General features: G+C 55.4%; 23 protein-coding genes and 1 tRNA gene. 21 read left to right on the forward strand and 3 right to left on the reverse strand.

What is annotated here, in order from left to right:
* Positions 1-218: 218 nt before the first annotated feature.
* The 5 genes from clpB to CTR2_RS05470 all read left to right on the forward strand — a co-directional run bounded on the left by clpB (position 219) and on the right by CTR2_RS05470 (position 6,877).
* Entirely contained in the window at positions 219-2,831 is a 2,613-nt protein-coding gene (gene clpB / locus CTR2_RS05450; protein WP_003057865.1) for an ATP-dependent chaperone ClpB, read from the forward strand.
* Positions 2,832-2,860: 29 nt separating this feature from the next.
* Complete coding sequence (locus tag CTR2_RS05455) at positions 2,861-3,217, forward strand: hypothetical protein (protein WP_087084781.1); 357 nt, start codon at positions 2,861-2,863, stop codon at positions 3,215-3,217.
* Between the two features lie 180 nt (positions 3,218-3,397).
* Positions 3,398-4,837, forward strand: a complete 1,440-nt coding sequence (locus CTR2_RS05460) for a coniferyl aldehyde dehydrogenase (RefSeq protein WP_087084780.1) — start codon at positions 3,398-3,400, stop codon at positions 4,835-4,837.
* Between the two features lie 267 nt (positions 4,838-5,104).
* Complete coding sequence (locus CTR2_RS05465; RefSeq protein ID WP_034348967.1) at positions 5,105-5,629, forward strand: GNAT family N-acetyltransferase; 525 nt, start codon at positions 5,105-5,107, stop codon at positions 5,627-5,629.
* A gap of 33 nt (positions 5,630-5,662) precedes the next feature.
* Positions 5,663-6,877 (forward strand): methyltransferase, encoded by a 1,215-nt coding sequence (locus CTR2_RS05470; RefSeq protein ID WP_087084779.1) that lies wholly within the window; start codon positions 5,663-5,665, stop codon positions 6,875-6,877.
* Positions 6,878-6,888: 11 nt separating this feature from the next.
* Here the strand turns inward: CTR2_RS05470 and CTR2_RS05475 are convergent, their stop codons facing one another.
* Positions 6,889-7,500, reverse strand: a complete 612-nt coding sequence (locus CTR2_RS05475) for a hypothetical protein (RefSeq protein ID WP_087084778.1) — start codon at positions 7,498-7,500, stop codon at positions 6,889-6,891.
* Between the two features lie 172 nt (positions 7,501-7,672).
* Here CTR2_RS05475 and CTR2_RS05480 point away from each other — a divergent pair, with 172 nt between their 5' ends.
* Positions 7,673-8,716 carry a tRNA dihydrouridine synthase gene (locus CTR2_RS05480; RefSeq protein WP_087084777.1) on the forward strand — a complete coding sequence of 348 codons (1,044 nt, stop codon included), beginning with the start codon at positions 7,673-7,675 and terminating at the stop codon, positions 8,714-8,716.
* On the opposite strand, the gene CTR2_RS05485 is transcribed toward CTR2_RS05480, so the two are convergent.
* Entirely contained in the window at positions 8,670-10,340 is a 1,671-nt protein-coding gene (locus CTR2_RS05485; RefSeq protein ID WP_087084776.1) for a phospholipase D-like domain-containing protein, read from the reverse strand. The two genes, CTR2_RS05480 and CTR2_RS05485, sit on opposite strands and share 47 nt — an antisense overlap.
* Positions 10,341-10,523: 183 nt before the next feature.
* Between CTR2_RS05485 and CTR2_RS05490 the strand changes: the two genes are divergently transcribed.
* Genes CTR2_RS05490 through ribD form a run of 7 tightly spaced genes read left to right on the forward strand, consistent with a single transcriptional unit; the run spans position 10,524 to position 19,954 of the window.
* Entirely contained in the window at positions 10,524-11,108 is a 585-nt protein-coding gene (locus CTR2_RS05490) for a GspH/FimT family pseudopilin (protein WP_087084775.1), read from the forward strand.
* A gap of 22 nt (positions 11,109-11,130) precedes the next feature.
* Entirely contained in the window at positions 11,131-11,742 is a 612-nt protein-coding gene (gene pilV / locus CTR2_RS05495; RefSeq protein WP_087084774.1) for a type IV pilus modification protein PilV, read from the forward strand.
* Positions 11,743-11,757: 15 nt separating this feature from the next.
* Complete coding sequence (locus CTR2_RS05500; protein WP_087084773.1) at positions 11,758-12,813, forward strand: PilW family protein; 1,056 nt, start codon at positions 11,758-11,760, stop codon at positions 12,811-12,813.
* Between the two features lie 13 nt (positions 12,814-12,826).
* Entirely contained in the window at positions 12,827-13,519 is a 693-nt protein-coding gene (locus CTR2_RS05505; protein ID WP_087084772.1) for a pilus assembly PilX family protein, read from the forward strand.
* 13 nt (positions 13,520-13,532) lie between these two features.
* Positions 13,533-18,302: a pilus assembly protein gene (locus tag CTR2_RS05510; protein ID WP_087085231.1), complete on the forward strand. Its 4,770-nt coding sequence runs from the start codon at positions 13,533-13,535 to the stop codon at positions 18,300-18,302.
* A complete protein-coding gene (locus tag CTR2_RS05515) occupies positions 18,299-18,784 on the forward strand; it encodes a type IV pilin protein (protein ID WP_176391736.1) in 486 nt (161 codons plus the stop codon). Before CTR2_RS05510 ends, CTR2_RS05515 begins: the two co-directional genes overlap by 4 nt.
* Positions 18,785-18,835: 51 nt before the next feature.
* Positions 18,836-19,954 (forward strand): bifunctional diaminohydroxyphosphoribosylaminopyrimidine deaminase/5-amino-6-(5-phosphoribosylamino)uracil reductase RibD, encoded by a 1,119-nt coding sequence (gene ribD, locus CTR2_RS05520; protein ID WP_254913432.1) that lies wholly within the window; start codon positions 18,836-18,838, stop codon positions 19,952-19,954.
* 13 nt (positions 19,955-19,967) lie between these two features.
* Here the strand turns inward: ribD and CTR2_RS27520 are convergent, their stop codons facing one another.
* Positions 19,968-20,228: a hypothetical protein gene (locus tag CTR2_RS27520; protein ID WP_087084770.1), complete on the reverse strand. Its 261-nt coding sequence runs from the start codon at positions 20,226-20,228 to the stop codon at positions 19,968-19,970.
* A 268-nt stretch (positions 20,229-20,496) separates the two neighbouring features.
* Between CTR2_RS27520 and rpsO the strand changes: the two genes are divergently transcribed.
* From rpsO to CTR2_RS05560, 8 genes are all read left to right on the forward strand, one after another.
* Positions 20,497-20,763: a 30S ribosomal protein S15 gene (gene rpsO / locus CTR2_RS05525; RefSeq protein ID WP_003057844.1), complete on the forward strand. Its 267-nt coding sequence runs from the start codon at positions 20,497-20,499 to the stop codon at positions 20,761-20,763.
* Between the two features lie 205 nt (positions 20,764-20,968).
* Positions 20,969-23,212 carry a polyribonucleotide nucleotidyltransferase gene (pnp, locus tag CTR2_RS05530; RefSeq protein WP_087084769.1) on the forward strand — a complete coding sequence of 748 codons (2,244 nt, stop codon included), beginning with the start codon at positions 20,969-20,971 and terminating at the stop codon, positions 23,210-23,212.
* Between the two features lie 129 nt (positions 23,213-23,341).
* Positions 23,342-24,349 (forward strand): NAD(P)H-quinone oxidoreductase, encoded by a 1,008-nt coding sequence (locus tag CTR2_RS05535; protein ID WP_034349079.1) that lies wholly within the window; start codon positions 23,342-23,344, stop codon positions 24,347-24,349.
* Positions 24,346-25,092, forward strand: a complete 747-nt coding sequence (tpiA, locus tag CTR2_RS05540; RefSeq protein ID WP_087084768.1) for a triose-phosphate isomerase — start codon at positions 24,346-24,348, stop codon at positions 25,090-25,092. Before CTR2_RS05535 ends, tpiA begins: the two co-directional genes overlap by 4 nt.
* A 57-nt stretch (positions 25,093-25,149) precedes the next feature.
* The gene (gene secG / locus CTR2_RS05545; protein ID WP_087084767.1) at positions 25,150-25,536 is read left to right on the forward strand and encodes a preprotein translocase subunit SecG; all 387 of its coding nucleotides are present in this window, start codon (positions 25,150-25,152) and stop codon (positions 25,534-25,536) included.
* A 119-nt stretch (positions 25,537-25,655) separates the two neighbouring features.
* Positions 25,656-25,740: transfer RNA gene (locus CTR2_RS05550), tRNA-Leu, on the forward strand.
* A gap of 74 nt (positions 25,741-25,814) precedes the next feature.
* Positions 25,815-26,174, forward strand: coding sequence for an NADH-quinone oxidoreductase subunit A (locus CTR2_RS05555; RefSeq protein WP_003064381.1), 360 nt, complete (start codon positions 25,815-25,817; stop codon positions 26,172-26,174).
* Positions 26,175-26,196: 22 nt separating this feature from the next.
* Positions 26,197-26,676 carry a NuoB/complex I 20 kDa subunit family protein gene (locus CTR2_RS05560; protein WP_003057832.1) on the forward strand — a complete coding sequence of 160 codons (480 nt, stop codon included), beginning with the start codon at positions 26,197-26,199 and terminating at the stop codon, positions 26,674-26,676.
* Positions 26,677-26,681 lie beyond the last annotated feature (5 nt).

Here is a 26,681-nt window from a genome sequence, read left to right on the forward strand (position 1 = left end):
CAATCTTGCGCATTGTGGGTTTGCGCCTACATTGGATCTGGCTTTGACGCGCGATGCTCGAATCTGGCCTCTGGCGCAGGGCGCTGTTTGATCTTTGTCAAATCACAGGCTTGCTGCCGTCTTCTGCGCCGCTTTATTGCCCTTTCCGGTCTTGAAATTCACCACCTGGCTATCAGATAAATCAGCAATGAATCTGATTGGAGCGAAAGCGACAAACCATGCGAATTGACAAACTGACGACCAAATTCCAAGAAGCCTTGGCCGACGCGCAGTCCCTGGCGCTCGGTGCTGATCAATCCACCATCGACCCTCTGCACCTGCTGGTGGCCATGCTGCGCCAGGACGACGGCCCGCGCGCGCTGCTGCAGCGCGCCGGCGGCAATGTGCAACAACTCAAGAACCTGGCCGAACAGGCCATGGCTGATCTGCCGCGCGTGCAGCAGCAAGGCGATGTGCAGGTCGGCTCCGAGCTGGCCCGCCTGCTGCAGGCCTCGGAGAAGGAAGCGCTCAAGCGCGGTGACCAGTTCATCGCCAGCGAGCTGTTTCTGCTGGCGCTGGCCGATGCCGCAGGCTCGGCCACGCGTGCCGGTGCCTTGCTCAAGCAAAGCGGCGTGAGCAAGTCCAGCCTGGAAGCGGCCATCAATGCCGTGCGAGGAGGTCAGAACGTGGACAGTGCAGAAGCCGAAGGCCAGCGCGAAGCGCTCAAGAAATACACGCTGGACCTGACCGAGCGCGCCCGCAGCGGCAAGCTCGATCCCGTGATCGGCCGCGACGATGAAATCCGCCGCGCCATCCAGGTGCTGCAGCGCCGCAGCAAGAACAACCCCGTGCTCATCGGCGAGCCCGGCGTGGGCAAGACCGCCATTGTCGAAGGCCTGGCCCAGCGCATCGTGGCCGGCGAGGTGCCCGAGAGCCTGCAGAACAAGCGCGTGCTGTCGCTGGACATGGCGGGCCTGCTGGCCGGTGCCAAGTACCGCGGCGACTTCGAGGAGCGCCTCAAATCCGTGCTCAAGGAAATCGCACAGGACGAAGGCCGCATCATTCTTTTCATCGACGAGATCCACACCATGGTGGGCGCCGGCAAGGCCGATGGCGCCATGGACGCCGGCAATATGCTCAAGCCCGCACTGGCGCGCGGGGAGCTGCATTGCGTTGGTGCGACCACGCTCGATGAATACCGCAAGTACATCGAAAAGGATGCCGCTCTGGAGCGCCGCTTCCAGAAGGTCATCGTGGACGAGCCTTCGGTGGAGGACACGATTGCCATTCTGCGCGGCTTGCAGGTGAAGTACGAGGCGCATCACAACGTCGACATCACCGACCCCGCGATCGTTGCCGCTGCGGAGCTGAGCCATCGCTATATCACCGACCGCTTTCTGCCCGACAAGGCCATCGACCTGATCGACGAGGCTGCGGCCAAGATCAAGATCGAGATGGACTCCAAGCCCGAGGTAATGGACAAGCTCGAGCGCCGCATGATTCAGCTCAAGATCGAGCGCGAAGCCATGAAGCGCGAAAAGGATGAGGCTTCGCAAAAGCGTCTGCAGCTGATCGAGGAAGAGCTGGAGAGCCTGGAGCGCGAGTACGCCGACCTCGAGGAAATCTGGAAGGCCGAGAAGGCCAGTGCGCTGGGCTCGGAGCAGATCCGCAAGGAAGTGGATCAGTTGCGCATACAGATCGAGGAGTTCAAGCGCAAGGGCGATTTCAACAAGGTGGCCGAGCTGCAGTACGGCAAGCTGCCCGCACTCGAGAAGCAGCTGCATGAAGCCCAGGCCAAGGAAGAAGGCCAGGACGGCGCAACGGCCAACAAGCTGCTGCGCACCCAGGTCGGTGCCGAAGAGATCGCCGAGGTGGTGAGCCGTGCCACGGGCATCCCCGTGGCCAAGATGATGCAGGGCGAAAAAGACAAGCTGCTGCACATGGAAGACAAGCTGCACGAGCGCGTGGTGGGCCAGGAGGAGGCGATCTCGGCCGTGGCCAATGCCATCCGCCGCTCGCGCTCGGGTCTGTCCGATCCCAACCGTCCCACCGGCTCCTTCCTGTTCCTCGGCCCCACGGGCGTGGGCAAGACCGAGCTGTGCAAGGCGCTGGCAGGATTCCTGTTCGACAGCGAGGACCATCTGGTGCGTATTGACATGAGTGAGTTCATGGAAAAGCACTCTGTGGCACGCTTGATCGGTGCGCCTCCCGGCTATGTGGGTTACGAAGAGGGCGGCTATCTGACGGAAGCCGTGCGCCGCAAGCCCTATAGCGTGCTGCTGCTGGACGAGGTGGAAAAAGCCCACCCCGATGTCTTCAATGTGTTGCTGCAGGTTCTGGACGATGGTCGATTGACCGATGGCCAGGGGCGCACGGTGGACTTCAAGAACACCGTGATCGTGATGACCAGCAATATCGGCTCACATTTGATACAGGCCATGGTTGGCGAGGATGCCGATGATGTGAAGGAAGCGGTCTGGGGGGAACTTAAAAACCATTTCCGACCCGAATTCTTGAACCGTATCGATGAAACCGTGGTTTTCCATGCCCTGGATGCCAAGAACATCGAGGCGATTGCCAGGATTCAGCTGAAGTTGCTGGAAAGCCGTCTGCAGAAGATGGAGCTGAGCATGCAGGTGTCCGAGCAGGCCCTGGCCGAGCTGGCCAAGGTGGGCTTCGATCCAGTGTTCGGTGCCCGTCCGCTCAAGCGCGCCATCCAGCAGCGTATTGAAAACCCGCTGTCCAAGTTGTTACTCGAGGGAAAGTTCCCGCCCAAGAGTACGATAGCTGTGACAGTCGACCCGGTGAATGATCCCGGGGTGTTCCGGTTCGAGTCCGCAGGCACTGCCTGAGGTCCCGAACCCTAGAAAGAGGTATTGCTTTGAACGATTTCGCCGCCACTGCAACCCGTTGGGCCGTCCGCATCATGCTGATGCTGGTGGGCCTGGTGTTCTTCCTGTGCCTGATGGCCGTGGCCTGCCTCATTGCCCTGGCCTGGGGTGTGCGCGCCCTGTGGGCCAGACTCACGGGCCAGCCCGTGGTGCCCATGAGCATGGGCGCCATGAGCCCTTTTGCCGGCTGGCAGACGGTGTATCGCTCGGGGGCCGAGTGGATGGCGCAATCGTCGGGCAATGCCGATGCCAAGAAGGATGCGCGTGAAGCCCGCGGGCGCCGCGGCGTTCTGCCCGGCACCGGCGATGTGACCGATGTGCAGCCGCGCGAGGTGCACGAGTCGTGATGACAAGCGCTTACACAGGCTTCATACTTTGGAGCCAGTGAGGCAGCAAAGGGCCGCAGGCTGGTTTCGCGGTCAACACACAAGAGCCTGTGCAGTGTTGCATCAGGCTCTTTTTTTACGCTGTGTTTACGCAGTCTCGCGGTATGGTCGGGATTGTGATCTTGGGATTTTCAGACAGGCATGAACTACATGGACTTGCACCGCATTTTTGACTTGCAGTACCAAGCCAGCCGCACGCAGGTCGATGTACCTTTGCTGGTGCGCCGGGAGAGGCTGCTGCGTCTGCAGAAGATGCTGGACGAGAACGGCCCGGCCTTGTGCGCGGCGGTGGAGCAGGACTTTGGCGTGCGCTCCGAGCGCTGGACCGAGATGCTGGATCTGATGCTGGTGCGCAATATGCTCCGGCACACGCTCAAGCATCTGCCCAAGTGGAGCAGGCGTCAGCGCGTGCGCACGCCGCTGATGCTGCAGCCCGGCAAGGCCTGGGTGGAGCGCCAGCCGCTGGGCGTGGTGGGCATCATCTCGCCCTGGAACTATCCGCTGCAGCTATCGCTGGCGCCGGCCATCACGGCGCTGGCGGCAGGCAATCGCGTGATGCTCAAGCCCAGCGAGCTGACGCCGCATACCTCGGCAAAAATGGGTGAACTGGTCGCCCAGTTCTTTGCACCCGAAGAGTTCTGCGTGATCGAGGGGGACGTGGCCGTGGCCACGCAGTTCTCGGGTCTGCAATTCGACCATCTGCTGTTCACCGGCTCCACAGCCGTGGGGCGGCGTGTGGCGCAGGCGGCAGCCGTGCACCTGACGCCCACCACGCTGGAGCTCGGGGGCAAGTCGCCCTGCATCATTGCGCAGGACTGCGATATGCAGGCCGCTGCGCTCAAGGTGGCGTATGGCAAGCTGGTCAATGCCGGGCAGACCTGCATCGCTCCCGACTATGTGCTGCTGCCGCGCGGCAAGGAGCAGGAGTTTGCCGAGGCCTATCAGGCGGCGGTGCAGCAACTGTATCCGCGCATCTCGGGCAACCCGGATTACACGGCCATCATCAGCAAGCGCCATCTGGCACGACTCAAGCAGATGCTGCGCCAGGCACAAAGCCTGGGTGCGCAGGTGCACTGGATGCATGAAGCGGCTGCCCCTGCTGCGGACGGTGATACCACGGCCTGGGGCGAGGCCGTGGAAAGGCAGTTCGCTCCGGCGCTGGTGTTCGGCGCCACGGGCGAGATGCAACTGATGCAGGAAGAGATCTTCGGCCCCATCCTGCCTGTGATCTCCTACGAGCATATCGAAGACGTGATCAATGCCATCAACGCCAGCCCGCGCCCGCTGGCGCTGTACTGGTTTGGCAACGACGAGGCCGAGCGCAATGCGGTGTTGATGCGCACCGTCAGCGGAGGCGTCTGTGTCAACGACACCTTGCTGCATGTGGCGCATGAGAACTTGCCATTCGGCGGTGTCGGCGACAGCGGCTGGGGTGCCTATCACGCAGAGCAGGGCTTTTTGCGCTTTGTGCACCAGAAGGCGGTTTTCGTGCAGTCGCGCTGGGCGGCGACTTCCCTGCTGTACCCGCCGTTCGGGGAAAAATTCGACCGGGTGATGGCCTTCATGCGACGCTGGCTCTGAAATTTCTTGGCCGTCGCACAGGGATTGAGCGCTCCGGTGCTGTCGTGAGCGCTTGCCAGATTGTCATCAAATGTGACGCAAACCATTGATGGTTGCGGGCTTGCTGCTCTGCTTAGTGGAGCGCATAGCACATAGATTGCGCCATAGCAAGAAATTGCGAACAGCCGCAGTTGAGCAAATGGCTAACCACTGCACCGCGTGCCAAAACTCTGAATCTGTAGACAATTACGCCCTTCTATTCTTACATGTTTCCGCCCCGGTTTTTCCATGTCTAGTATCCAGGTCCGTCCCGCTACTCTTCGCGATGCAAAAGCGATTGCCCAGATCCATACTGCTTCCGCACTGGAGGCTTATCGAGGTCTGGTTCCCGATGATCAACTGAAGGCCATGTCCTCGGTTGAAAAGCGCCAGGCTTACTGGCGCGAAGCTATTGAATACTGTGAGCCACAGGTCCAGGTCGCCATTGACGGCGACAAGATCGTTGGCTTTGTCGGCTTTGACCGCTCCCGTGATGAAAAGTCCCGCCAGACCACCGGCGAGATCTGGGCTATCTATGCAGCCCCTTCGCACTGGAACCAAGGTGTTGGCGTTGCCCTGTGGGATGCCGCCCGAGATGGTCTGCTGGAAGAAGGCTGCACCAATGTGACAGCCTGGATTCCGCTGCGCAACGAGCGTGCCCTGCGTTTCCATGAAATGGCAGGTTTCAAGCGTGAAATGTCCACGGCCAAGACGGCTGTGATTGGCAGTATCAAGATTGAAGAAGTGCGCGTCAAGCGTCCTCTGAACGGCTGATCACAGCGTTCAGCACTCACTGAAAGACAGGCCGTGACGTCTCCCAATAGCAAGCTCGCGGCCTCAGTCTGCGCTCCCGCATCTGCTTTCGACCTGCTGCAATGGCAGGAGCAAGCCCAGGCCCATACGGCTTTGTGGCGCAGCGAAAGCAGCTTGCCCAAGCCCCGCCGCATCGAAGTTGCCGATGACACCATGCCCGCTGATACGGCGTTTCGCCATATCAGCGAAGGTGCGTCGCTGCTGTGGCGCGGTGATTTTCAGAATGCGCGTCAGCTGCTGCTGGCACTGGGCCGCCGGCTGGACAAGAAGTCGCGCCGCAAGAGCCCGGCAAAGAGTCCTGCAGCAGCAGGCTTTCCCCACGCTTTTCATCTGTACCGCCAGTCCCAGGCCCAGCGCGCACGCATGCTGGCCAGCATTCTGATCGAGCTGGATGTGCAATGGCATTGCGCCTTGCGCCGGGCTCCGGACTGGAGTCAGGCCTGTTCCGAGGCCTGGGGCGCCGTTCCGGCCGAAGCACCTGCGCAGTCCGTGCTGGTGCCGCTGCGCGATCTGCTGGGTGTGGTCGGCGCCCATGAGTGGCGCAAGAAGGGGGTGGAGATTCCTGCCCTGGATGGCGCCCGCATTCATGCGCACTACGGTGTTTTCTCGCCCGTGCGCGGCGAGTATCTCGATCTGGTGGCGCGTGCGAGCATTCCCGCCGCCGGTCTGGAGCAGGCCTGGGATATCGGTGTCGGCACGGGCGTGCTCTCGGCATTGCTGCTCAAGCGCGGCGTGAAGTCGGTGGTCGCCACCGATACCAGCGAGCGTGCGCTGGCCTGTGCCTCCGAGAATCTGCAGCGCCTGGGTCATGCTTCCCGGGTGGAGCTGCAGCATGCCGATCTGTTTGCGCAAGGGCAGGCCGGCCTGATCGTCTGCAACCCGCCCTGGTTGCCGGGAAAGGCAGCATCGGTGCTCGATCAGGCGATTTATGACGAAGACAGTCGCATGCTGCGCGGCTTTCTGCAAGGGCTGGCAGCGCACCTGCTCCCAGGTGGCGAAGGCTGGCTCATCATCTCCGACCTGGCTGAGCATCTGAAGCTGCGTACGCGTGACGAGCTGCTGGGCTGGATTGACGCCGCCGGACTCAAGGTGCTGGGGCGTGAGGATGTTCGCCCGCACCATGGCAAGGTACAGGATCGAGAGGATCCTCTGCACATTGCGCGCTCTGCCGAAGTGACCTCGCTTTGGCGTCTGGCCAAAGCCGGCTGACAGACAGGCTGCTAGGCCGCTGCGCCTTGCAGTTCCTGGCAGATTGGATCGGCGGCTTCGCCATGTGCCAGCAGGGCCGCCAGTCTCTCGCGCAGCGAATGTGCGCGTTCTTCGCCCGCATATTCCTCTACCGCAGTCAGCAGGCTGATACCGGCGCTGCGCAAGCTGTTCAGGTCTCTGGCCTCGCGCAGCTGGGTGCGCAATGTCTGGGCCAGGGCCTCATGGCGGTTGGCAAACAGGCGCTCGCACATATCGAATAAATACATGCGGGTACCCGCCATATTGATGACTGGTGTCGAATCGGTGGCTTCTTCGGCTGGCGCCAGGGCAGGTGTGGCCGGGCTGTCTCCAGCTTTGGCCAGAGGGATTGCTCGATGAGTGGCCAGGCTGCGCTCTTTGGAGCCGCTGGTTGGCACCAGCTGAAGATATCCCTGCTCCACCAATTGCTGGGCCAGTGCGGCATGATCGCTGCCCAACATGGCGGCAAGTTCTTCCATGCTCTTGCCGCCGGCCAGCAACAGCAGGGAGCGCGCGCGCTGCGGCAGCTGGCGCGATCCGGGCTGAAGTTCCTCCTGGGCCTTGGCGGTTTTCTGCAAGATCATGGCTGGCTCTGTCTGGCGCATTACAAGTGCGGATGCGCTATTGCATGAGTTGACGATGACACTGGTGTGAATCTGCGCCAATTCGCAGTGGATCGGCCAGTCATTACTGCCAAAGCTTGCCAATTGCTTCTGAATTAATAGCTGCTGGCGTTTTCTGAATAAGCGCTACAGGTCAATCTGATTTGAATCTGAAATGAGACTGCTGCTTGCGCCCATGGAAGGGCTGCTGGATTTTGTGTTGCGCGATGTGCTGACCCGGGTGGGCGGCGCGGATCGTTGCGTGTCCGAGTTCATTCGCATCAGCGGCTCGCTGCTGCCGGACAAGGTCTATCTGCGTACCATGCCCGAGCTGCGCAACGGCAGCAGGACGCTGGCCGGGGTGCCGGTGCGGGCGCAACTGCTGGGCTCCGACCCCGTCAGCATGGCCGAGAACGCAGCCAATCTGGCGCGCCTGGGGCCCGAGGGCATCGATCTGAATTTCGGCTGCCCGGCCAAGGTGGTCAACCGCCATGGCGGCGGTGCATCGCTGCTGCAGGATCCCGAGCAGATCGTGCGCGTGGTGGACGCCGTGCGCCGTGCAGTGCCCGCGCAGATGCCGGTGTCGGCCAAGATGCGGCTGGGTTTCAACGACCGGGCGCTGATGACCGAATGCGCCCAGGCCATGGAGCAGGGCGGTGCCTGTGAGATCGTCGTCCATGCACGCACCAAGCTGGACGGCTATCGTCCGCCGGCCTATTGGGAAGAGATTCCGCGCATCCGCGATGCGGTGGGCGTGAATGTGGTGGCCAATGGCGAGATCTGGACTGTGGAAGAGGCCTTGCGCTGCCGCGAAGTTTCGGGCTGCGACGATCTGATGCTCGGGCGCGGCATTGTGGCCGACCCGGGTCTGGCCCTGGCCGTGCGCCGCGCCGTGGAGCACGGCAGCGTCAGCACGGTCGCTGGCATTGACTGGCTGGTGCTGGTGCCTCAGGTGCAGCGTTTTTGGCATATGGTCTGCGAGGATCTGGAGCCGCGCCAGCGTGCGGGTCGCCTCAAACAGTGGCTCAACCTCATGCGCAGACGTTTTCCCGAGGCCGAGCTGGCTTATCAGGAGGTGCGCACCCAGACCGATCAACGCGCCATCAGCGACTGGGTGCAGGCGCTGCCACAGCGTGATCTGCAGAAAGAATGGGCTTGGCCGCAAACCACGCCTAAAGCAGACTGTCCGGAGCCAGAGGCCCGAGCAGCTGCAGCATAAGGCGCAGACCCAGGCTGGCATCGGGCTCCGAGTAGGAGTCCGCGAGTCCGCTGTCCTGCGGCGCACGCCAGACCAGCTGCCCCTTGGGATCCAGGTCCACCCGCCAGCTGTTTTCGGGCAGGCTTTCATCGATGCTGTCTCCGGCCAGCTGGCTGAAGCGGCGGCTGGCAATGAGCACGGCGATCTCGGTGTTCTGCAGGCGTGAGCGCATGTCCAGATTCATGGAGCCCACGGCGACCAGACGTCCGTCTATGACCAGTAGCTTGGTGTGCAGCATGGCCCGCGAAGCACCGGAACTGCCTCCGCTGGAGCCCGTGCCGCCTGCGCGCAGGGCGGAGCTGACACTGGCTGCTTCGCTGCGCATTTCGTGCAATTCGATGCCCATTTCCAGAAGTGCCTTGCGGTGGCGGGCATAGCCGGCATGTGCCAGTGGAGCATCGTTGGAAGCCAAAGAGTTGGTCAGTACCCGGATGCGTACGCCTTTGCTGCGTGCGGTGCGAAAGGCATCCATGATCTCCGGCCCAGGTACAAAGTAGGGCGAAACGACCAGCAAGTCCCGCCTGGCAGAGCGAATCAGAGCCAGCAGACCATCGACCACCGACTCTGCATTCAGCGCCGGTGCGGCCAAGGGGGGGAGGTTGGTGGCGTCGTCGGCCTTGAGCACTGCTGCTTCGAATGACTCATCGGCGGCAGTCCGCTCCGCTCCTTCAGCAGGAATCTTGGTCGGGCTGTCGGCCAGTACCATGGCCTGGGCCCAGATCCATGGGATCTGGTTCAGATTCAACGGGCTGTCTTCGGGTTCCGGTCTGGGGACAGTGGTGTTGCGGGCATGCTCGGCTTCACTCCTGGCGTCTTCCTGTTCAAACTGCTTTTTGAGTTTGAGCAAGTCCGGCTCGCTGATCAGCGACTGCACGGGGTAGGCGCGCACATTGTTCCAATAGCGGTCGAAGCTGCGCGACAAATCCTTGACGACCGGGCCGCCGGTCAAGACATCGAGATCGACAAAATTGCCTTCATTGGAGGCGTCAAAGTAGGCATCGCCCAGATTGCGCCCGCCAATCACGGCCAGGGTGTTGTCGGCCACAAACAGCTTGTTGTGCATGCGCTGCTGCGCGCGCTGAAAGTCGGTCAGCAAGGTCCAGGCTCGGCCGATGGTGGAGGCGCGCGAGCCGGCCAGCGGGTTGAACATGCGCATCTCCACATTGGGCACAAAAGCCAGGCGCATGACCTGCGCGTCCGGCCCCGTGCTGTGGAAGTCGTCCAGCAGCACGCGTACACGCACGCCGCGCCGGGCCGCCTGCACGACGGCGCGCAGCAGTCGCCCGGTACTTTGGTCTGCATGGATGGCGTAGTACTGCAGATCCAGCGTTTTCTGTGCGTTTTCCACCAGTGCCATGCGGCTGCTGAGGGCATGCTTGGGGCCGGAGATCAAGGCAAAAGCCGAGGCGTCTGGCTTTGAGCGGGCCGGCTTCAGCCGGGTGATCATGGCACCCAGACTGGTCTCTTGTGGCTTGGGCAGAGCCTCGGAGACCGGCCTTTCCACATTCTTGGGCAGTGGTGCAGCGCAGCCGGTCAGGAGGATGCTGAATAATAAAAGCCAATAAGGTTTAGGGGCGAACAGCATAAAAAAGCAGATTTCTTACATTTTTTGTTCGACAAGACTCTGGTCGTTCCTGATTTATACCGTGGAGTTCGATGTCTGGGATGATGTTTTCTTATAGATGAACGGTCAAAAAACAGTACCCAAAGGCAAGATTTTTTTAGAAAAAATTGCAACAATCAAACATATTTTTGTAATCAAATTCATATGCTTGGATCTACGGCGCGCGGCTTTACGCTGATCGAAATGTTAGTTGTCATCGCGATGGTGGCTGTTCTATCTGCATTGGCTGCACCATCCGTCAGAGACTTCATGGTTCGAAGTGCTATGAGCAGCGCAGCGGGAGAATTTCAAGCTAGTGTATTGCGAGCTCGTAATGAGGCGGCCAATAAAAACATATGCACAACCATGTGTCTAAGTACGACGACTAATGCTGACGCACCCTCGTGCGATACAAAGGGTGAAAATGACTGGCAAAAAGGATGGATTATTTTTTTAAATTTGGACTGCGATTCATCATTGAATAGTCCAAAAAAATCTAACGATGTTTTTTTTGTTAGGCAAGATGGTGATCCAAACATTTTGATTCAAAGTCAGTCATCTCCGGCGGTAAGAAAAATTAGTTTTAATTCTCGCGGGTACAACGCGCTGAGCAATGCAACTGAACTGGACTTGATATATCAAACATCTAATAATATCAATACAAAAAAATATGGAATTAATATTTGTTTGGATGCGCTAGGAAGAACTAGATTAATTCCTGGTAATAACTCTTGCTCTAATTATAAATAATGTTATTGGATGTAACGAGAAAATGAAAAAACAGAGTGGATTTTCCATGGTGGAGATGCTTGTTGCTATATTGGTTTTTTCACTGGGATTGCTTGGGGTCGCAGGTCTACAGGCTGCAACAGCAAAATATAAAATAAACACTCAAGCTAATGCGGCGGTAGGACAGATTTTCTTGGATTTTACAGAGCGGGTTAGAGTGAATCCTACAGCTGCAGGTACCAGTTATGATCCAACCTCCGCAGAATTGCCTTCTGTGTATGAATTGAAGAGTACATGGATTAAGCAAGTTTCTGCAGATTTGAATATTTCAAAAGAATGTAGTGAAAATGAATGTAGTGCTAATGAACGAGCTGTATATGACATGCTGGTCTGGCGAAAAAAAGTAAAGGATGATCTACCTCAAGGTGCTGCATTCGTTACAGGGGATAGGAAAAAAGGCTTTGACGTCACAATTATGTGGATGGATAAGGAATTTACGGAAAACAAGGTAAATGGTGATAATTTAGAAAAAAAACTAACCAAGGCAGCAGTATGCTCTGGTGGCGATGATGAACTAATTGTTCATAACTGCTGTCCTGAGGGTGCTGAGGTGCCTGCAGGTGTTCGCTGTTTACGCATGTCGTTCCTTCCATAAGAAACAGGTGATTGTATGGTCAATAAGTTAAAAAACAGGGAGGTTGGAGTCACGCTGGTTGAGCTAATGGTTGCGATGGCGATTAGCTTGCTGGTCGTGGCTGCTGCAGCTTTGATTTATCTGAATACAACAAAAAGTCAAAGAGCCTCCGAAAGGCAAAGCGAAAGTCGGGAAACTGGAGTTTTTGTGCTGCAACTTCTAGGGAGAGATATTTTGAATGCTGGTTTCTATCCAGCATCATTTTCTCCGGAAATTGGTGATGTTACCCAGACTGGTATGTATGACACATATCCGCCTTTGCAGTCTGAACCGAGAAGATCCACGGACTGGCAAGATATCACCAATAATTGGCCGCCTGCCGCATATATGACAGGCATATATGGTTGCGATGGGGGTAAATTCAACGTTGCTACGGCAACATGCCCATCAACAGTGGATTCCAATCAATCAGATTCCATTGTGATTAATTATTTTACGGCCGATGGTATGGGGTTGACTGGTTCAAAAAAGGACTGCACGGGATCAGATGTTGGTAAGGATCCTTCTAACCAGTTTCGAATTAATGATGGAAATAAGGAAGGTTTGGCCCCAAAACTTCCGTTATTTGTTTCCAATAGGTATGCTCTCAGTGATCTAAAGAGTTATGTGGATGGGAGCGACGTTTCCACAAAAAGTCTTGGCTGCTCCGGTAATGGGGGCAATAAATTTGGTGAGGTAAGTATTTATCAACCAATTATTTTTGGTTTAAAGGATATGAGATTTCGTTATGGGGTTTTTTCAGAAGAAAAAACCATGAGTGTAAATAAATTTTATTCAGCAACTGAAGTTTCTGGAATGGGTAAGGAAAAAATAAATGGGCAGTTAATGGATGGCTGGCAACGAGTGATTGCCGTACGAGTATGTGTTCTAACCGAGACCCAAGGGGGGGGGACGAGGTTGGAAGATGCTGCAGGGAAGATTGCAACTTATGTTGATTGCAATGATGAAATTAAAAATCTGCCTGTAGGTCAATCTATTCATAGATTTGTTCAGGTTTTTGGTGTAAGAAATAATTTGAAGCAAAGTTATTAATGGATTGAAAATAATGAAAATATTAAATCCTCAGCGACAAAAAGGCATGGCATTAATCATGGTCTTGCTGTTTTTAGTGCTTTTAACTGGCGTCAGTGTTTGGGGGGTAAGAAAATCAATTCTTTCCGAGGGAATGGCCAGAAATCAGCTTGATAAAGAAGCTGCAAGAGAAGCTGCTGAAACCGCGCTACGTGATGCTGAGCGTGATATTTTTAATCCTGCACCGAATGTCGCAAATAATGCGTCCTGTTCCAGGGGCGATTGGCAAATAACCAGCAACGATTTCACTGCCGATTGCCGCAAAGGTCTCTGCTTGATGGCGGACAGCCTGTATACGACTGCCGATTGGTCCAAAGCGGTTGGCGGCGAAGTCTGGTGGCCTTCCAGTAAGGGCGGTTTATGGAACAACGTATTTTCGGAAAAACCTCAGCGTGTGCCATCAACCGCAGCCAATTGTGATTTTACAGGTGGTGTGCCTTTGGGGTCGTTTACAGGGGCCGCTGCATTAAAAGGTGTTGCGAGGCAACCCGAATATATTGTTGAGTACTTTCGAAGAAAAAATGTACGGATTAATTTGAATGAAACACAAGTTAGTTCGCAGGGGCAGAAAGCCAATCAATGGTCTGCTATGTACCGAATTACGGCGCGTGGATTTGGCTATTCTGCAAATACCCAGGTAGTATTGCAGACGGTATTTTTCCCATGAAGAGGAAATGGTAATGAAAAAAATAAATATAGCATTGGCATCTCTAATCGGAATGGCTTTTGTCAGTTATGCCATATATGCGACAGCCGATGCCACGTCTGATGCCGCTGCGGCGCTGGTTTCTGAGCCGCAGGCAGCAATTCCTCCCAATATTGCCAGTACTTCAAGCAAGCCAATGATGATGCTGGCTACATCCAAGGATCATACTCTTTTTGGTCCAATATATACTGATTTTGAAGATATAGATGATGATGGGGTGTTGGATACGACATTTAAGCCGTCCTTTAAATACTATGGATATTTTGATTCCTCTAAATGTTATAGCTACACCTCCAACTCAAGATTTGAACCTGATAGTCTGTCCATAAAAACAAATGATGGTCGTTATACCTGTCCGAGTAGTAAATCTCTGTGGAGTGGAAATTTCCTCAATTGGGCAACGATGACCAGAATTGATGTCATTAGAAAAATGCTTTATGGGGGGAAGCGCTTCGAGGATGGTGTTCAGGCTGCTAATTCATCCCTGGTAACAACGACCGTATTGGAGCGTGCGAATCTTTCCAAGGATTCCCATTCTTTTGTGAAGCATTATGTTGGGAGCGATATTCGTGATTACACGCCATTTACAGTAAGTAGTTTGACGAAAACATCGGGTAGTAATAACGGGGTTTACTCTGGATTGACTATTTGCAATCGCTCTGATGTGATGGGGGAGGGTGGAAATCCAATTATGCGGCTGGCAAAAGGAAATTACCGCATGTGGGGCACTGTAAACGGAACTGTTTGTGAATGGAATGGAACGACTTTCGGTAAAAAATTATCTAGATATTTTAAGGATGTAAATAAGGGCAATGGAGGTATTGCTCATGAAGAGAATCAACCAACGTCAACTAGTGACTATGCCATGAGTAGTGCTGCCGCATCGGACTTGAATGTTCGTGTTCGTGTGTGCAACCCGTCTTTGTTGGGTGAGGAGCGTTGTCAAGCCTTTCCTGCAACTTCTTCGACAAACTTTAAGCCTTATGGAATTTTTCAAGAATTTGGTCTTGGCAGCACGGTGAATAGCGCGGCTCGTTCGGAGTTTGGCGTGATTACTGGTAGCTATGATAATAATTTAACGGCCGGTGCATTAAGACGAAACATGGGGGATTTTTCCGATGAAATCAACCAGGAAAATGGAGTTTTTTGCCACTCCACTGGTGCTGGCTGTTCTAAAGTTTTAAGTGATGGTCGAGTTACGGGAAATGGAGCAATAAAGTCAATGGATGGCTTTGTTTTATACGGCCGTAATAGTAGTAATTATGATGGATCCAATAATCAATTACCTAATGAAATGGTGGATGGAACATTATCTGCTTGGGGTAATCCTGTTGGTGAGATGGTTGTACAGGCATTGCAGTATTTTTCCGGGAAGAATTCCACAAATCCTGCAACCACAACGAAGGATACGGCTAAGGGTTTGAGTGTTGTTGGATGGAATGATCCTCTTTCCACCAGTAATGCAAGGCGAACAGGGATGTACGGAAATCCAATATGCAGGCCCATGTATACGCTGGCCTTGTCCAGCAGTGCACTGAGCTTTGATGCAGGGGCCGGTACTCCTTTTGAAACACTTCCTAATCGGAAAGGAAGTTTAAATAGCTATGTGAATACGATTGGTGACCGAGAGGGAATTCACGGAACTCAACGTTCTGTTGGATCTGTTGATGGGAGCGCTAGCTTTGGACAGACTTGCTCCAAAAAAACGGTGAGCCAATTATCGAGTGTTTCAGGAATATGCCCTGAAGCGCCTGCGATTGGTGGCACTTATCAGGTTGCTGGTGCTGCGCTTTATGCTAACACTTCGAAGATTAGAAATATCACGAATCCGCCCTCAGATCTAGGTTTCGTTCAGGATGCGCTAAAGGTAAAAACCATGGCTGCCTCGTTGGCGGGTGGTGTCGCACGTATTGAAGTTCCAATTCCAAATACAAATCCGAGAAAATATGTTTATATAACGCCTGAAAGCCTTTGGAATTCTGGCGGCTCGAAGACCATGCCTGGTGCTATGCTGACTTTTCAGTCCATTAGCTCGGGGCCTATGTATGGGACATTTGTGGTCACCTGGAACGACGCCTTGTTTGGTGGCGACTACGATATGGATATCGCCGGTTTTATTCGATACGATATTATTAATGATTCGAAGAGCTCGACCGGTTATAGCATAAATGTGACTACTGATATTATTAATGTGGGTGCGGGATTTACGGGAACCCATGGATTCAGTATCATGGGTACCGATAAGGATGGCCGATATTTGACCCATAGGCACAAAACAGATGAGAAGATGTTGAAGGGGGCAGAAGGTTATTTGTGCGATGGAAAAACGTTGACTGGAAATTCTGAGTGCAATGTGTCTTCAGGTGACATGACCGTGGTCGATAAAGACTATCCAGTGACTAAAGTTTTTCAGATGCAGGGGGTGAGTGACGCTTTGCTACAGGATCCTTTGTGGTATGCAGCGAAATATGGATATTTTGCTTCCAGTCGTAAAAATTCTGATGGAACATATGCGGAAATACCTTTGCCAGAGAATCAGGATGCATGGGATCATTACAAGTCAGATGGATCGAATGGTTCTGATGGTGTTCCTGACGGATACTTCCTCGCACGCAGGCCGGAAATTCTCGAAAATCAATTAAGACGTGCGTTGGAGGCCATGGCGAATACCTCTAATGCGGCACCTGCAATGTCTGCTCCTGTTCTGGTTGAGGGTGCATTTAAATATGCGGTGAAATTTGACAGTAATGCACTGAATGGCGAGTTGGAGGCCTATAAAATTCAGGAAAATGGTACTTTCGGTAACTCTGCTACTTGGGAGGCAAGCAAGAAGTTACAGGAAAAGGTGGCCAATAATTTTGGGGGCACTCGTGAAATAATTACCAATGATGGAAACGCCTCGGGTCTGGCATTTCGCTGGGCCAGCATGAATAGCAGCTATAAGAGCTTGATCACTACGTCGAGCAAAAATAAGCTAAGTGATGCCAATGCGCAGTTGCTGATTAACTATATTCGTGGCGATCAGAGCTTGGAAGGGGCTGGGGGGTTGCGAGTTCGCGGTGGTAATATGCTTGGACCTATTATTAGTAGCTCTCCGTGGCTACAGCAGCGCCCGGTTGCAACTTGGGGTAATGTTGATGGATATTCGACTTACTATAATGCGCAAAGGTCTCGAAAAACTGCAATCTGGGTTGGTTCCAATGATGGCATGCTGCATGCTTTTGCCTCTGATACAGGTGAAGAAATTTTTTCTTATGTGCCAGGAGCCATTGCGAACAGGCTTGCAGAGCTTCCGCTTCAGCGAGGTGATGGTGTTGTCACGAAATTGAGTGGCACCAATTTTGTGAATGCGGCGCAGGTGACTCCGCCAGGTTCTGTTTGGGCATATGTTGACGGGAATCCATATACGGCAGACGTCAAGGTGGGAGCAGATTGGAGGACCTATCTTTTCGGCTCCCTGGGTAGAGGTGGTCGAGCAGTATTTGCCTTGGATGCAAGCAATATTTCCAATTTGACGGAGCGTAATGCTTCAAGTATTTTTAAATGGCAGTTTACTTCCGCTGATGATGCAGATATGGGGTATCAGATTGGGGATGTGACCATTCATGGATCGTCCAATCAAGCTTCTCCGATTGCAAGATTGAATAATGGGAAGTTCGCCATGATTATCGGGAATGGCCAAAGGTCGGTTTCTGGTAAAGCGGTTTTGTATCTTCTGTATGTAGATGGGCCAAGTGCAGGCAGTTGGTCTGGTCGTTACAAGAAAATTGTTCTGGATGCAGGTTCTGGGAACGGTCTGTCAAGTCCTCGTTGGGAGGATCTGGATGGTGATGGCACTGCAGATGTAGTTTATGCGGGTGATTTGAAGGGGAATATTTGGAAGGTGAATATCAGCGATTCAGATGCGTTGAAATGGAAGCCTGCATTTAGTGATGAAGCTACGACCTCCAAAGCAGCAATACCGCTGTTTACCGCCAATGATAGAAAAATGGTCAATGGTCAGGCGCAGGTCACTCCTTTGCCCATCACAACTGCACCGCAGATTGTGTACATGGCCAGAGGTGGTGTTATGGTGAATTTTGCAACTGGCAATGCTTTTGTAGCGGGCGACTTTGGGAGTACGGCTATTAATCAGGCTGCATTTGGCATCTGGGATCGCGGCCAGGCTTTACCGAATGCCAGAATTTTGAGCAGAAAATTTGTGCAGAACTCTGATGGCTCGGTCTCGGCCAAGGCGGGAGATGCTATGGACTGGAGTAAGTATGATGGCTGGACTATTCCTTTGCCAGGCAATGGTGAGGCTGTTGTAAGTGATCCTTTGTATGATGCGGGTGTTTTTGTTTTTGTGGGTACAAAACCAAAAAACCAAGAATCTACAGACTGTAGTGATATGCCTAGAAATATGCTGTATGCCGTTGATCCTATTTCCGGGATGCCGGACAGAGCGACACTGGGTGTGATCAATGTCAATGGTCTCTATGAAAATATTGCAGGAATTGCTATTAGTGATCCCAAGGTCGGCGGGCCCTTTCGCAATAGCTTGAGGCCTCCAAAGGTTGCGTGTGTTGCTGGCGATGCCGGCTGTACTTGCACGGGAGGCGAATGCTCTAAAGATGCGCCTGTTTGTGGGGCTGGACAGCGTTCGGTCAATATTGTGGGGCGGGCGACCAATCTTCCGCTGTGCTATAGCAATGCCCCTCGTTTGCAATGGCGAGAGATTTCTGGATTGAGGACTTACCCGTGAGAAAATCTATAGTTCAAAGCGGATTTACCTTGATAGAGGTAATGATTGTTGTTGCAGTTATCGGCATACTGTCTACGATCGCATATCCTGCTTACACAGAATATATGGCCAAGGCAAAGAGGGCGCAAGCTAAGTCGAATATGCTGATGGCTCAACAATGGATGGAGCGATTTTATTCAGAAAATTACAGCTATTACAGCATTCGGGGAAGTAGCAAGACAGTGAGTGATATTTTTCCCGTGAATTTAAAGCAATCTCCGCCGCCGGGTGATGGTAGTGCTCAGTACGTGATTAGTGTGAATGTGGATCAGGCAACGCCTGAAAGCTTTGTCTTGAGTTTGGCTCGAAAAAATGGTTCTTCAATGGCTGCGGATAAATGTGGTAATTTGGATGTGGATCAATATGGAAGAAAAACTCCGAAAAACTATGACTCTTCAAAATTTTCATCTGATAAAGCGGCGTTGGAGTACTGCTGGAAATGAGGTTCGGTGTGATTTTCGGGAATTTTGAAGAGGTCTGCTGAGAAAGTGCCTATGAACGCGATCGATGATGCTGAGTTGATGCGCCGTGCTTTGCATTTGGCGCATGGGGCCTTATATCGAACATCGCCTAACCCTCGCGTAGGTTGTGTGTTGCTTGGTAAGAATGGTGTTGTATTGGGTGAAGGTGCAACACAGGAGGCTGGTGGGCCGCACGCGGAGGTTGTTGCTCTCAATGATGCAAAGCAGCGAGGAAACGATGTACGTGGCGCCACTGCCTATGTGACTTTGGAACCCTGCGCTCATTTTGGTCGTACAGGACCTTGCTGTGATGCGTTGATTGGAGCTGGGGTCGGGCGTGTCGTTGCTGCTTTGGAGGATCCCAACCCCAATGTGGCTGGTCAAGGCTTCCAGCGATTGCGAGCTGCTGGTATTGATGTGAGTGTTGGTATTGGGGGGGAGCTTTCGCGAGAGCTCAACTTGGGTTTTTTAAGCCGAATTTTGCGTAAAAGACCTTGGGTTCGAACCAAAATCGCAGTCTCATTGGATGGGAAGACGGCATTGGAAAATGGTGTCAGTAAATGGATTACGTCTTCTGATGCCAGATGTGATGGACATGAGTGGCGTGCCAGGGCATGTGCAATTTTAACGGGTGTTGGAACCGTGCTTGCAGACAATCCGCGACTGGATGTGCGCTACTTCGAGACACCAAGACAGCCAAAGCTGGTACTTGTTGATAGTCAGCTCAAGGCATCGGTAAAATCTTCCATTTTTCATGTAAATCGCCAAGCTATTGTTTATACAGTCTCTGTTGATGAAAAAAAAATCAAAGAACTTCAAGGCGCGGGTGTCACAGTTGTCAGTGCTCCTGCTAATCAAGATGGGCAGGTAGATTTGTCATTTTTAATGAATGATCTTGCGGTTAATCGTGAAATCAATGAGCTGCATGTCGAAGCCGGCCAGGGATTGAATACTGCTTTGTTGAAGGCAGGTTTGGTGGATGAGGTGCTGGCTTATATTGCTCCAAAGTTACTTGGCGCGGGGATGGAATGGGCTTCTATCGGTCCATTTAGCAGTCTTGATCAAGCGGTGGCCATGGAGTTCCACGAGGTGGCAACTGTTGGCACAGATCTACGTATCCTGGCGCGGCTGGCTGGGCATGATCAGTTTTGACTACTTATGCCTATCAGCGTTTGTTTGTGTATCCGGCACAAGCTCCTGAGTTGGGTCTACCTTTGCACTCTCGGTAAAGACGCCTGTCTCGCTCCGCTGCGCTTTCGTCGGAGCTGCTGCGGATGTTCTGAATTTTGACCTTGTTGCTCTGGCTCTTGCTGCCTTTGCGCCCGCCGGCCTCGGCATTGTGCGTGGGCAGTGCGAGGATCAGAGCGACTAAAGTTACGGTGATGCTCAGTTGCTGAAGTGAGGAGCAAGCTTGACGGCGGGCCATGGGGCATCCTCAGTAGTGGTGAGCAGGGCGGTGGACGGGTTCATTGTCTGCTTGCGGGCTGGTTTGGCAAAGCCGGCAAAACCAGAGGGAAAGGCCAGACGCCAATAGCATGGCCGACTGGCCTTGAGTGGTGCTTTGCCGGGCTGGACAGCCTCTTGATATAATCGCTGGGTTTTGCATGGTGCAAGACGCACGCTGAGGCCTTTCCAGCCTTGGCGCAAGTAACCAAGGTGCTCCTCGTCGAGTGCCAAATCCTAAGGAAAACAAAATGATCGCTGCCGATAAGAAGGCTGAAGTTGTCAAGGCCAATGCTCGTTCCGAAAACGACACTGGTAGCCCCGAAGTGCAAGTGGCTCTGCTGACAGCTCGCATCAACGAACTGACTCCCCACTTCAAGGCTAACGCCAAGGACCACCACGGTCGTCGCGGTCTGCTGCGCATGGTGAGCCGCCGCCGCAAGCTGCTGGACTACCTGAAGTCCAAGGACGCTGACCGCTACACAGCACTGATCGCCAAGCTGGGCCTGCGCAAGTAAGCACGGTGAAAGATCGAAACGCCTGAGTTAGATTGCCTAGCTCAGGCGTTTTTTACTTCGGAGTTCGCAAAGCAGAGCGAAGCTGTGTCATTCCAATGCTGCACTATTTATAGCGCGTAGCGCAACACTGGAATGGCATCGTGTTCTGTTTGCACTCCAAATCAAGACTGGATGGGCGCATCCAGCTATTCATAAAGGAGTCACCATGACCATGTTCAACAAAGTTACCAAGACCTTCCAGTGGGGCCAGCATACGGTCACCATGGAAACCGGCGAAATCGCCCGTCAGGCCTCCGGCGCCGTGCTGGTCAACATCGACGACACCGTGGTGCTGGCCACTGTCGTGGGTTCCAAGATCGCCAAGGCCGGCCAGGACTTCTTCCCCCTGACCGTTGACTACATCGAGAAGACCTATGCCGCCGGCAAGATCCCCGGCAGCTTCTTCAAGCGCGAAGCCAAGCCTTCCGAGCTGGAGACTCTGACCTCGCGTCTGATCGACCGTCCCATCCGTCCCCTGTTCCCCGAAGGCTTCTACAACGACGTGCATGTGGTCATCCACACCATCTCGCTGAACCCCGAAGTCGACGCCGACATCGCTGCCATGATTGCTGTCTCCGCTGCCCTGGCAGTGTCGGGCCTGCCTTTCAACGGCCCTATTGGTGCAGCCCGCGTGGGTTACATCAATGGCGAATACGTGCTGAACCCCGGTCAGACCCAGCGCAAGGATTCGCAGATGGATCTGGTCGTTGCTGGTACCGAATCCGCCGTGCTGATGGTGGAATCCGAAGCCCTGCAACTGCCTGAAGAAGTGATGCTGGGCGCCGTGGTGTTCGGCCACGAGCAAGGCAAGATCGCCATCGACGCCATCCATGACCTGGTGCGCGAAGGCGGCAAGCCCGCATGGGACTGGACTGCTCCCGCCAAGGACGAAGCGCTGATCGCCAAGGTGGTCGAGCTGGGTGAAGCCAAGCTGCGCGCCGCTTACCAGGAGCGCAACAAGCAGGTGCGTACCCTGGCTTGCCGCACTGCCTACGCCGACGTCAAGGCCGCCTTGACCGAGCAAGGCGTGGCGTTCGACGGCGTCAAGGTTGAAGGCATGCTGTTCGACATCGAAGCCGGCATCGTGCGTTCGCAGATCCTGGCGGGCGAGCCCCGTATCGACGGCCGCGACACCCGTACCGTGCGTCCCATCGAGATCCGTTCCTCCGTGCTGCCCCGCACTCACGGCTCCGCACTGTTCACGCGTGGTGAAACCCAGGCCCTGGTGATCTCCACGCTGGGTACCGAGCGCGACGCTCAGAAGATCGACGCGCTGGCTGGCGAGTTCGAAGACCGCTTCCTGTTCCACTACAACATGCCTCCCTTTGCCACCGGCGAAGTGGGCCGCATGGGCTCGACCAAGCGCCGCGAAATCGGCCACGGCCGTCTGGCCAAGCGCGCTCTGGCCGCTTGCCTGCCGACCAAGGAAGAATTCCCCTACACCATCCGCGTGGTGTCGGAAATCACCGAGTCCAACGGTTCCTCGTCCATGGCTTCGGTCTGCGGCGGCTGCCTGTCCATGATGGACGCCGGCGTGCCCATGAAGGCGCATGTGGCCGGTATCGCCATGGGTCTGATCAAGGAAGACAACAAGTTCGCCGTGCTGACCGACATCCTGGGTGACGAAGATCACCTGGGTGACATGGACTTCAAGGTGGCCGGTACGACCAACGGCATCACTGCCCTGCAGATGGACATCAAGATCCAGGGCATCACCAAGGAAATCATGCAGGTCGCCCTGGCTCAGGCCAAGGAAGCGCGCATGCACATCCTGGGTAAGATGCAGGAAGCCATGGGTGAAGCCAAGACCGAAGTCTCCAGCTTCGCGCCCAAGCTCTACACCATGAAGATCAACCCCGAGAAGATCCGTGACGTGATCGGCAAGGGCGGCGCCACCATCCGTGCGCTGACCGAAGAGACCGGCACCCAGATCAACATCGAGGAAGACGGCACCATCACCATCGCCGCCACCGACGGCGCCAAGGCCGAGGCCGCCAAGCTGCGTATCGAGCAGATCACGGCCGAAGTCGAGATCGGCAAGATCTACGAAGGCCCGATCGTTAAGATCCTGGAATTCGGTGCCCTGGTCAACCTGCTGCCCGGCAAGGATGGTCTGCTGCACATCAGCCAGATCGCCCACGAGCGCGTGGAAAAGGTCACCGACTACCTGCAAGAAGGTCAAGTGGTCAAGGTCAAGGTTCTGGAAACCGACGACAAGGGTCGTGTCAAGCTGTCCATGAAGGCACTGACCGAGCGTCCCGCCGGTATGCCCGAGCGCGAGCCGCGTGAACCCCGTGGCGATCGCGAGTACCGCGAACGTGCCCCTCGCCAGAATCGCGAACCCCGCGAGAACCGCGAGCCACGTGAAAACCGCGCAGCCGCTGACGAGCAGCAGCAACAGCAGCAGTAATGGCTGACAGGAGGCCGTCGTGAGGCGGTCTCCTGTTTTGTCGTTTGCTGGCTGATCCTGATTTGTAGCTGCTAGCGCTTTCTGCATAAGCGTTTGAGCCTGATTTCTTTGATAGAGCAAAGCCTGACTATGGAAGCCAACACAATGCGAGCGGTGGAAATCACCAGCTATGGTGCGCCAGACGTGCTGCGCATGGGTGTACGTCCCATGCCGGTGGCGGCTGAGGGGGAGGTGCTGATTCGCGTTGCAGCGAGCGGCATCAACCGCCCCGATGTGCTGCAGCGCAAAGGCCATTACGCACCGCCTGCCGGAGCCTCCGATCTTCCGGGGCTGGAGGTGGCGGGTGTGATCGTGGCGGGCGACGAGGCGGCCATGGCCAAGGCGGGCTTCAAGCTTGGCGACCGCGTCTGCGCGCTGGTGGCTGGTGGCGGCTATGCGAGCTTCTGCGCTGCGCCCGTGGACCAGTGCCTGCCGGTGCCTGCGGGCTTCAGCGACGTGCAGGCGGCTGCCTTGCCCGAGACCTTTTTCACGGTCTGGAGCAATGTGTTCGACCGGGGAGCTCTGCAGCCCGGCGAAACATTGCTGGTGCAGGGCGGCAGCAGCGGCATTGGCGTGACGGCGATTCAGTTGGCCAAGGCCTGGGGCGCGACGGTCATTGTCACGGCAGGCAGTGATGCCAAGTGTGATGACTGCCTCAAGCTCGGTGCCGACCACGCCATCAACTACAAGACACAGGATTTTGCGGCAGAAGTGCAGCGCATCACGGCGGGCGAGGGCGTCAACGTCATCCTCGACATGGTCGCCGGCAGCTATGTGGCGCGCGAAGTCCAATGCCTGGCTCCTGATGGCCGTCTGGTCATCATCGCGGTGCAGGGCGGCGTCAAGGCCGAGTTCGATGCCGGCCTGGTGCTGCGCAAGCGACTGACCGTGACCGGCTCCACCTTGCGCCCGCGCTCCGTGGCCTTCAAGGCGGCGATCGCCGAGGCGCTCAAGCGCAATGTCTGGCCCCTGCTGGAGTCCGGCAAGGTGCGCCCAGCCATTTATCGTGAATTCGATGCTGCTGATGCGGCGCAGGCTCATGCGCTGATGGAATCCAGCCAGCACACCGGAAAAATCGTTTTGACTTGGGAAACATGAAGCAAAAACTCATTGTTGGCAACTGGAAGATGAACGGCAGCCTGGCTGCCAATGCCGCTTTGCTGCAGGCCATCAAGCAGGGCTTGCCTGCTGACAACAAGGCGGGCGTGGCCGTGGCTGCTCCTGCGCCCTATCTGGCTCAGGTCCAGGCGGAACTTGCGGGTACTTCCATTGGAGTGGGCGCACAGGATGTCTCCCAGCACGAGCAGGGCGCATTCACGGGCGAAACTTCCGCCGCCATGCTCAAGGAGTTCGGCGTGCGCTATGCGCTGGTCGGTCACTCCGAGCGTCGTCAGTATCATGGCGAGACCGATGTCGTGGTCGCTGCCAAGGCCCAGGCCGCGCTGGCCAAGGGCATCACGCCCATCGTCTGCGTGGGCGAGACCCTGGCGGAGCGTGAAGCGGGTCAGACCGAGGCCGTGGTCAAGCGTCAGCTGGCAGCCGTGATTCATCAGGTCGGCCACTGCGTGAGCGAGCTGGTCGTGGCCTATGAGCCTGTCTGGGCCATTGGCACCGGCAAGACTGCCACTCCCGAGCAGGCCCAGCAGGTGCATGCCGTGCTGCGGGCGCAGCTGGCGGCGGCCAGCGACAAGGCTGACCGCGTGCCCCTGCTTTATGGCGGCAGCATGAATGCCGGCAATGCGGCGCAGCTGCTGGCTCAGGCCGATATTGACGGTGGCCTGATCGGTGGCGCTGCTCTCAAGGCCCCGGATTTCCTCACCATTATTGCGGCAGCGCAATAATTCGTCTGCGCCGCACTTCGGTGCGGTGCGCAATGATTCAGACTTTTAGGTTTTGATATGAACGTCTTTTCCAGCGTCATTCTCGCGGTCCAGATGCTGGCCGCTCTGGGCATGATCGGCCTCATCCTCATGCAGCACGGCAAGGGTGCCGATATGGGTGCTTCCTTTGGCAGTGGTTCGTCGGGCAGCCTGTTTGGCGCCTCGGGCAGTGCCAACTTCCTGTCGCGCTCCACGGCCGCTCTGGCCACGGTGTTCTTTGTTGCGACATTGGCACTGGCTTATCTGGGCAACGCTCGCCCAGTGAGCTCGGGCAGTGTGCTTGAGGGCGCTGCTCCTGTGTCGGCTCCTGCGCCTGCTGCCAATGTGCCGCCCGCAGCTGCTGGTGATACAGCCGTGCCTCCTGCTGCTCCTGCAGAGGGCGCAGCCCAGATCCCAACAAAATAATTTGAGAAAATCCTGAAGAACCCCGAAGAGTGGGGTTTTTCAGGCTAGAATCTAGGGATTGTCTGGGGATCAGAATCTTTGCAACGAAGGTTCCAGAGATTGCCGGACTTTGAGACGAAGCCGTCGTGGTGGAATTGGTAGACACGCTATCTTGAGGGGGTAGTGGCGAAAGCTGTGCGAGTTCGAGTCTCGCCGACGGCACCAACACATAACTAAAAACCTGCCCTGCTGATCAGGCAGTGATCGGTGAGGCATGTTTTCATAACAAGGCCCACTCGATGAACATCGATCAGTACCTTCCCGTTCTTCTGTTCATTCTTATTGGCATGGCTGTGGGTGTTGTACCCCTGGTGCTCGGCTACGTGCTGGGTCCAAACCGCCCTGATGCTGCCAAGAACTCCCCCTACGAATGCGGTTTCGAGGCGTTTGAAGACGCTCGAATGAAGTTTGATGTGCGCTACTACCTGGTCGCCATCCTGTTCATTCTGTTCGACTTGGAAATCGCATTTCTGCTGCCCTGGGCTGTCGCACTCAAAGATGTCGGCGGCGTGGGTTTTGTTGCTGTCCTGATTTTCCTGGCCATTCTGGTCGTGGGCTTTGCCTACGAGTGGAAAAAAGGCGCCCTGGATTGGGAATAAGCAGCTTTTCTGAGGAAACACGATGATCGAAGGCGTGATGAAGGAAGGCTTCGTCACCACCAGTTATGACACGGTGGTGAACTGGGCCAAGACAGGGTCGATCTGGCCCATGACATTTGGCCTGGCCTGCTGTGCGGTGGAGATGATGCACGCTGCTGCTGCCCGCTATGACATCGGTCGCTTCGGCTCCGAAGTGTTCCGTGCCAGCCCCCGCCACTCTGACCTGATGATTGTTGCCGGTACGCTGTGCAACAAGATGGCTCCCGCGATGCGCAAGGTCTATGACCAGATGTCCGAGCCGCGCTGGGTCATCTCCATGGGCTCCTGTGCCAATGGTGGTGGTTACTATCACTACAGCTACTCGGTGGTGCGCGGTTGCGATCGCATTGTTCCCGTCGACGTCTATGTGCCTGGTTGCCCTCCGACAGCGGAAGCGCTGATCTACGGCATCATCCAGCTGCAGCAGAAGATTCGTCGTACCCACACCATCGCTCGCGTTTAAAGGGC

It is taken from the genome of Comamonas thiooxydans, from assembly GCF_002157685.2.
Lineage (GTDB): Bacteria > Pseudomonadota > Gammaproteobacteria > Burkholderiales > Burkholderiaceae_C > Comamonas > Comamonas testosteroni_H.

What these genes read in the sequence shown, in the direction of transcription:
- clpB (WP_003057865.1), top strand. Translation starts at nt 219, where the DNA reads ATGCGAATTGACAAACTGACGACCAAATTCCAAGAAGCCTTGGCCGAC.
- CTR2_RS05460 (WP_087084780.1), top strand. Translation starts at nt 3,398, where the DNA reads ATGAACTACATGGACTTGCACCGCATTTTTGACTTGCAGTACCAAGCC.
- CTR2_RS05465 (WP_034348967.1), top strand. Translation starts at nt 5,105, where the DNA reads ATGTCTAGTATCCAGGTCCGTCCCGCTACTCTTCGCGATGCAAAAGCG.
- CTR2_RS05475 (WP_087084778.1), bottom strand. Translation starts at nt 7,500, where the DNA reads ATGCGCCAGACAGAGCCAGCCATGATCTTGCAGAAAACCGCCAAGGCC.
- CTR2_RS05480 (WP_087084777.1), top strand. Translation starts at nt 7,673, where the DNA reads ATGAGACTGCTGCTTGCGCCCATGGAAGGGCTGCTGGATTTTGTGTTG.
- CTR2_RS05485 (WP_087084776.1), bottom strand. Translation starts at nt 10,340, where the DNA reads ATGCTGTTCGCCCCTAAACCTTATTGGCTTTTATTATTCAGCATCCTC.
- CTR2_RS05490 (WP_087084775.1), top strand. Translation starts at nt 10,524, where the DNA reads ATGCTTGGATCTACGGCGCGCGGCTTTACGCTGATCGAAATGTTAGTT.
- pilV (WP_087084774.1), top strand. Translation starts at nt 11,131, where the DNA reads ATGAAAAAACAGAGTGGATTTTCCATGGTGGAGATGCTTGTTGCTATA.
- CTR2_RS05500 (WP_087084773.1), top strand. Translation starts at nt 11,758, where the DNA reads ATGGTCAATAAGTTAAAAAACAGGGAGGTTGGAGTCACGCTGGTTGAG.
- CTR2_RS05505 (WP_087084772.1), top strand. Translation starts at nt 12,827, where the DNA reads ATGAAAATATTAAATCCTCAGCGACAAAAAGGCATGGCATTAATCATG.
- CTR2_RS05510 (WP_087085231.1), top strand. Translation starts at nt 13,533, where the DNA reads ATGAAAAAAATAAATATAGCATTGGCATCTCTAATCGGAATGGCTTTT.
- ribD (WP_254913432.1), top strand. Translation starts at nt 18,836, where the DNA reads ATGAACGCGATCGATGATGCTGAGTTGATGCGCCGTGCTTTGCATTTG.
- CTR2_RS27520 (WP_087084770.1), bottom strand. Translation starts at nt 20,228, where the DNA reads ATGGCCCGCCGTCAAGCTTGCTCCTCACTTCAGCAACTGAGCATCACC.
- rpsO (WP_003057844.1), top strand. Translation starts at nt 20,497, where the DNA reads ATGATCGCTGCCGATAAGAAGGCTGAAGTTGTCAAGGCCAATGCTCGT.
- pnp (WP_087084769.1), top strand. Translation starts at nt 20,969, where the DNA reads ATGACCATGTTCAACAAAGTTACCAAGACCTTCCAGTGGGGCCAGCAT.
- CTR2_RS05535 (WP_034349079.1), top strand. Translation starts at nt 23,342, where the DNA reads ATGGAAGCCAACACAATGCGAGCGGTGGAAATCACCAGCTATGGTGCG.
- tpiA (WP_087084768.1), top strand. Translation starts at nt 24,346, where the DNA reads ATGAAGCAAAAACTCATTGTTGGCAACTGGAAGATGAACGGCAGCCTG.
- secG (WP_087084767.1), top strand. Translation starts at nt 25,150, where the DNA reads ATGAACGTCTTTTCCAGCGTCATTCTCGCGGTCCAGATGCTGGCCGCT.
- CTR2_RS05555 (WP_003064381.1), top strand. Translation starts at nt 25,815, where the DNA reads ATGAACATCGATCAGTACCTTCCCGTTCTTCTGTTCATTCTTATTGGC.
- CTR2_RS05560 (WP_003057832.1), top strand. Translation starts at nt 26,197, where the DNA reads ATGATCGAAGGCGTGATGAAGGAAGGCTTCGTCACCACCAGTTATGAC.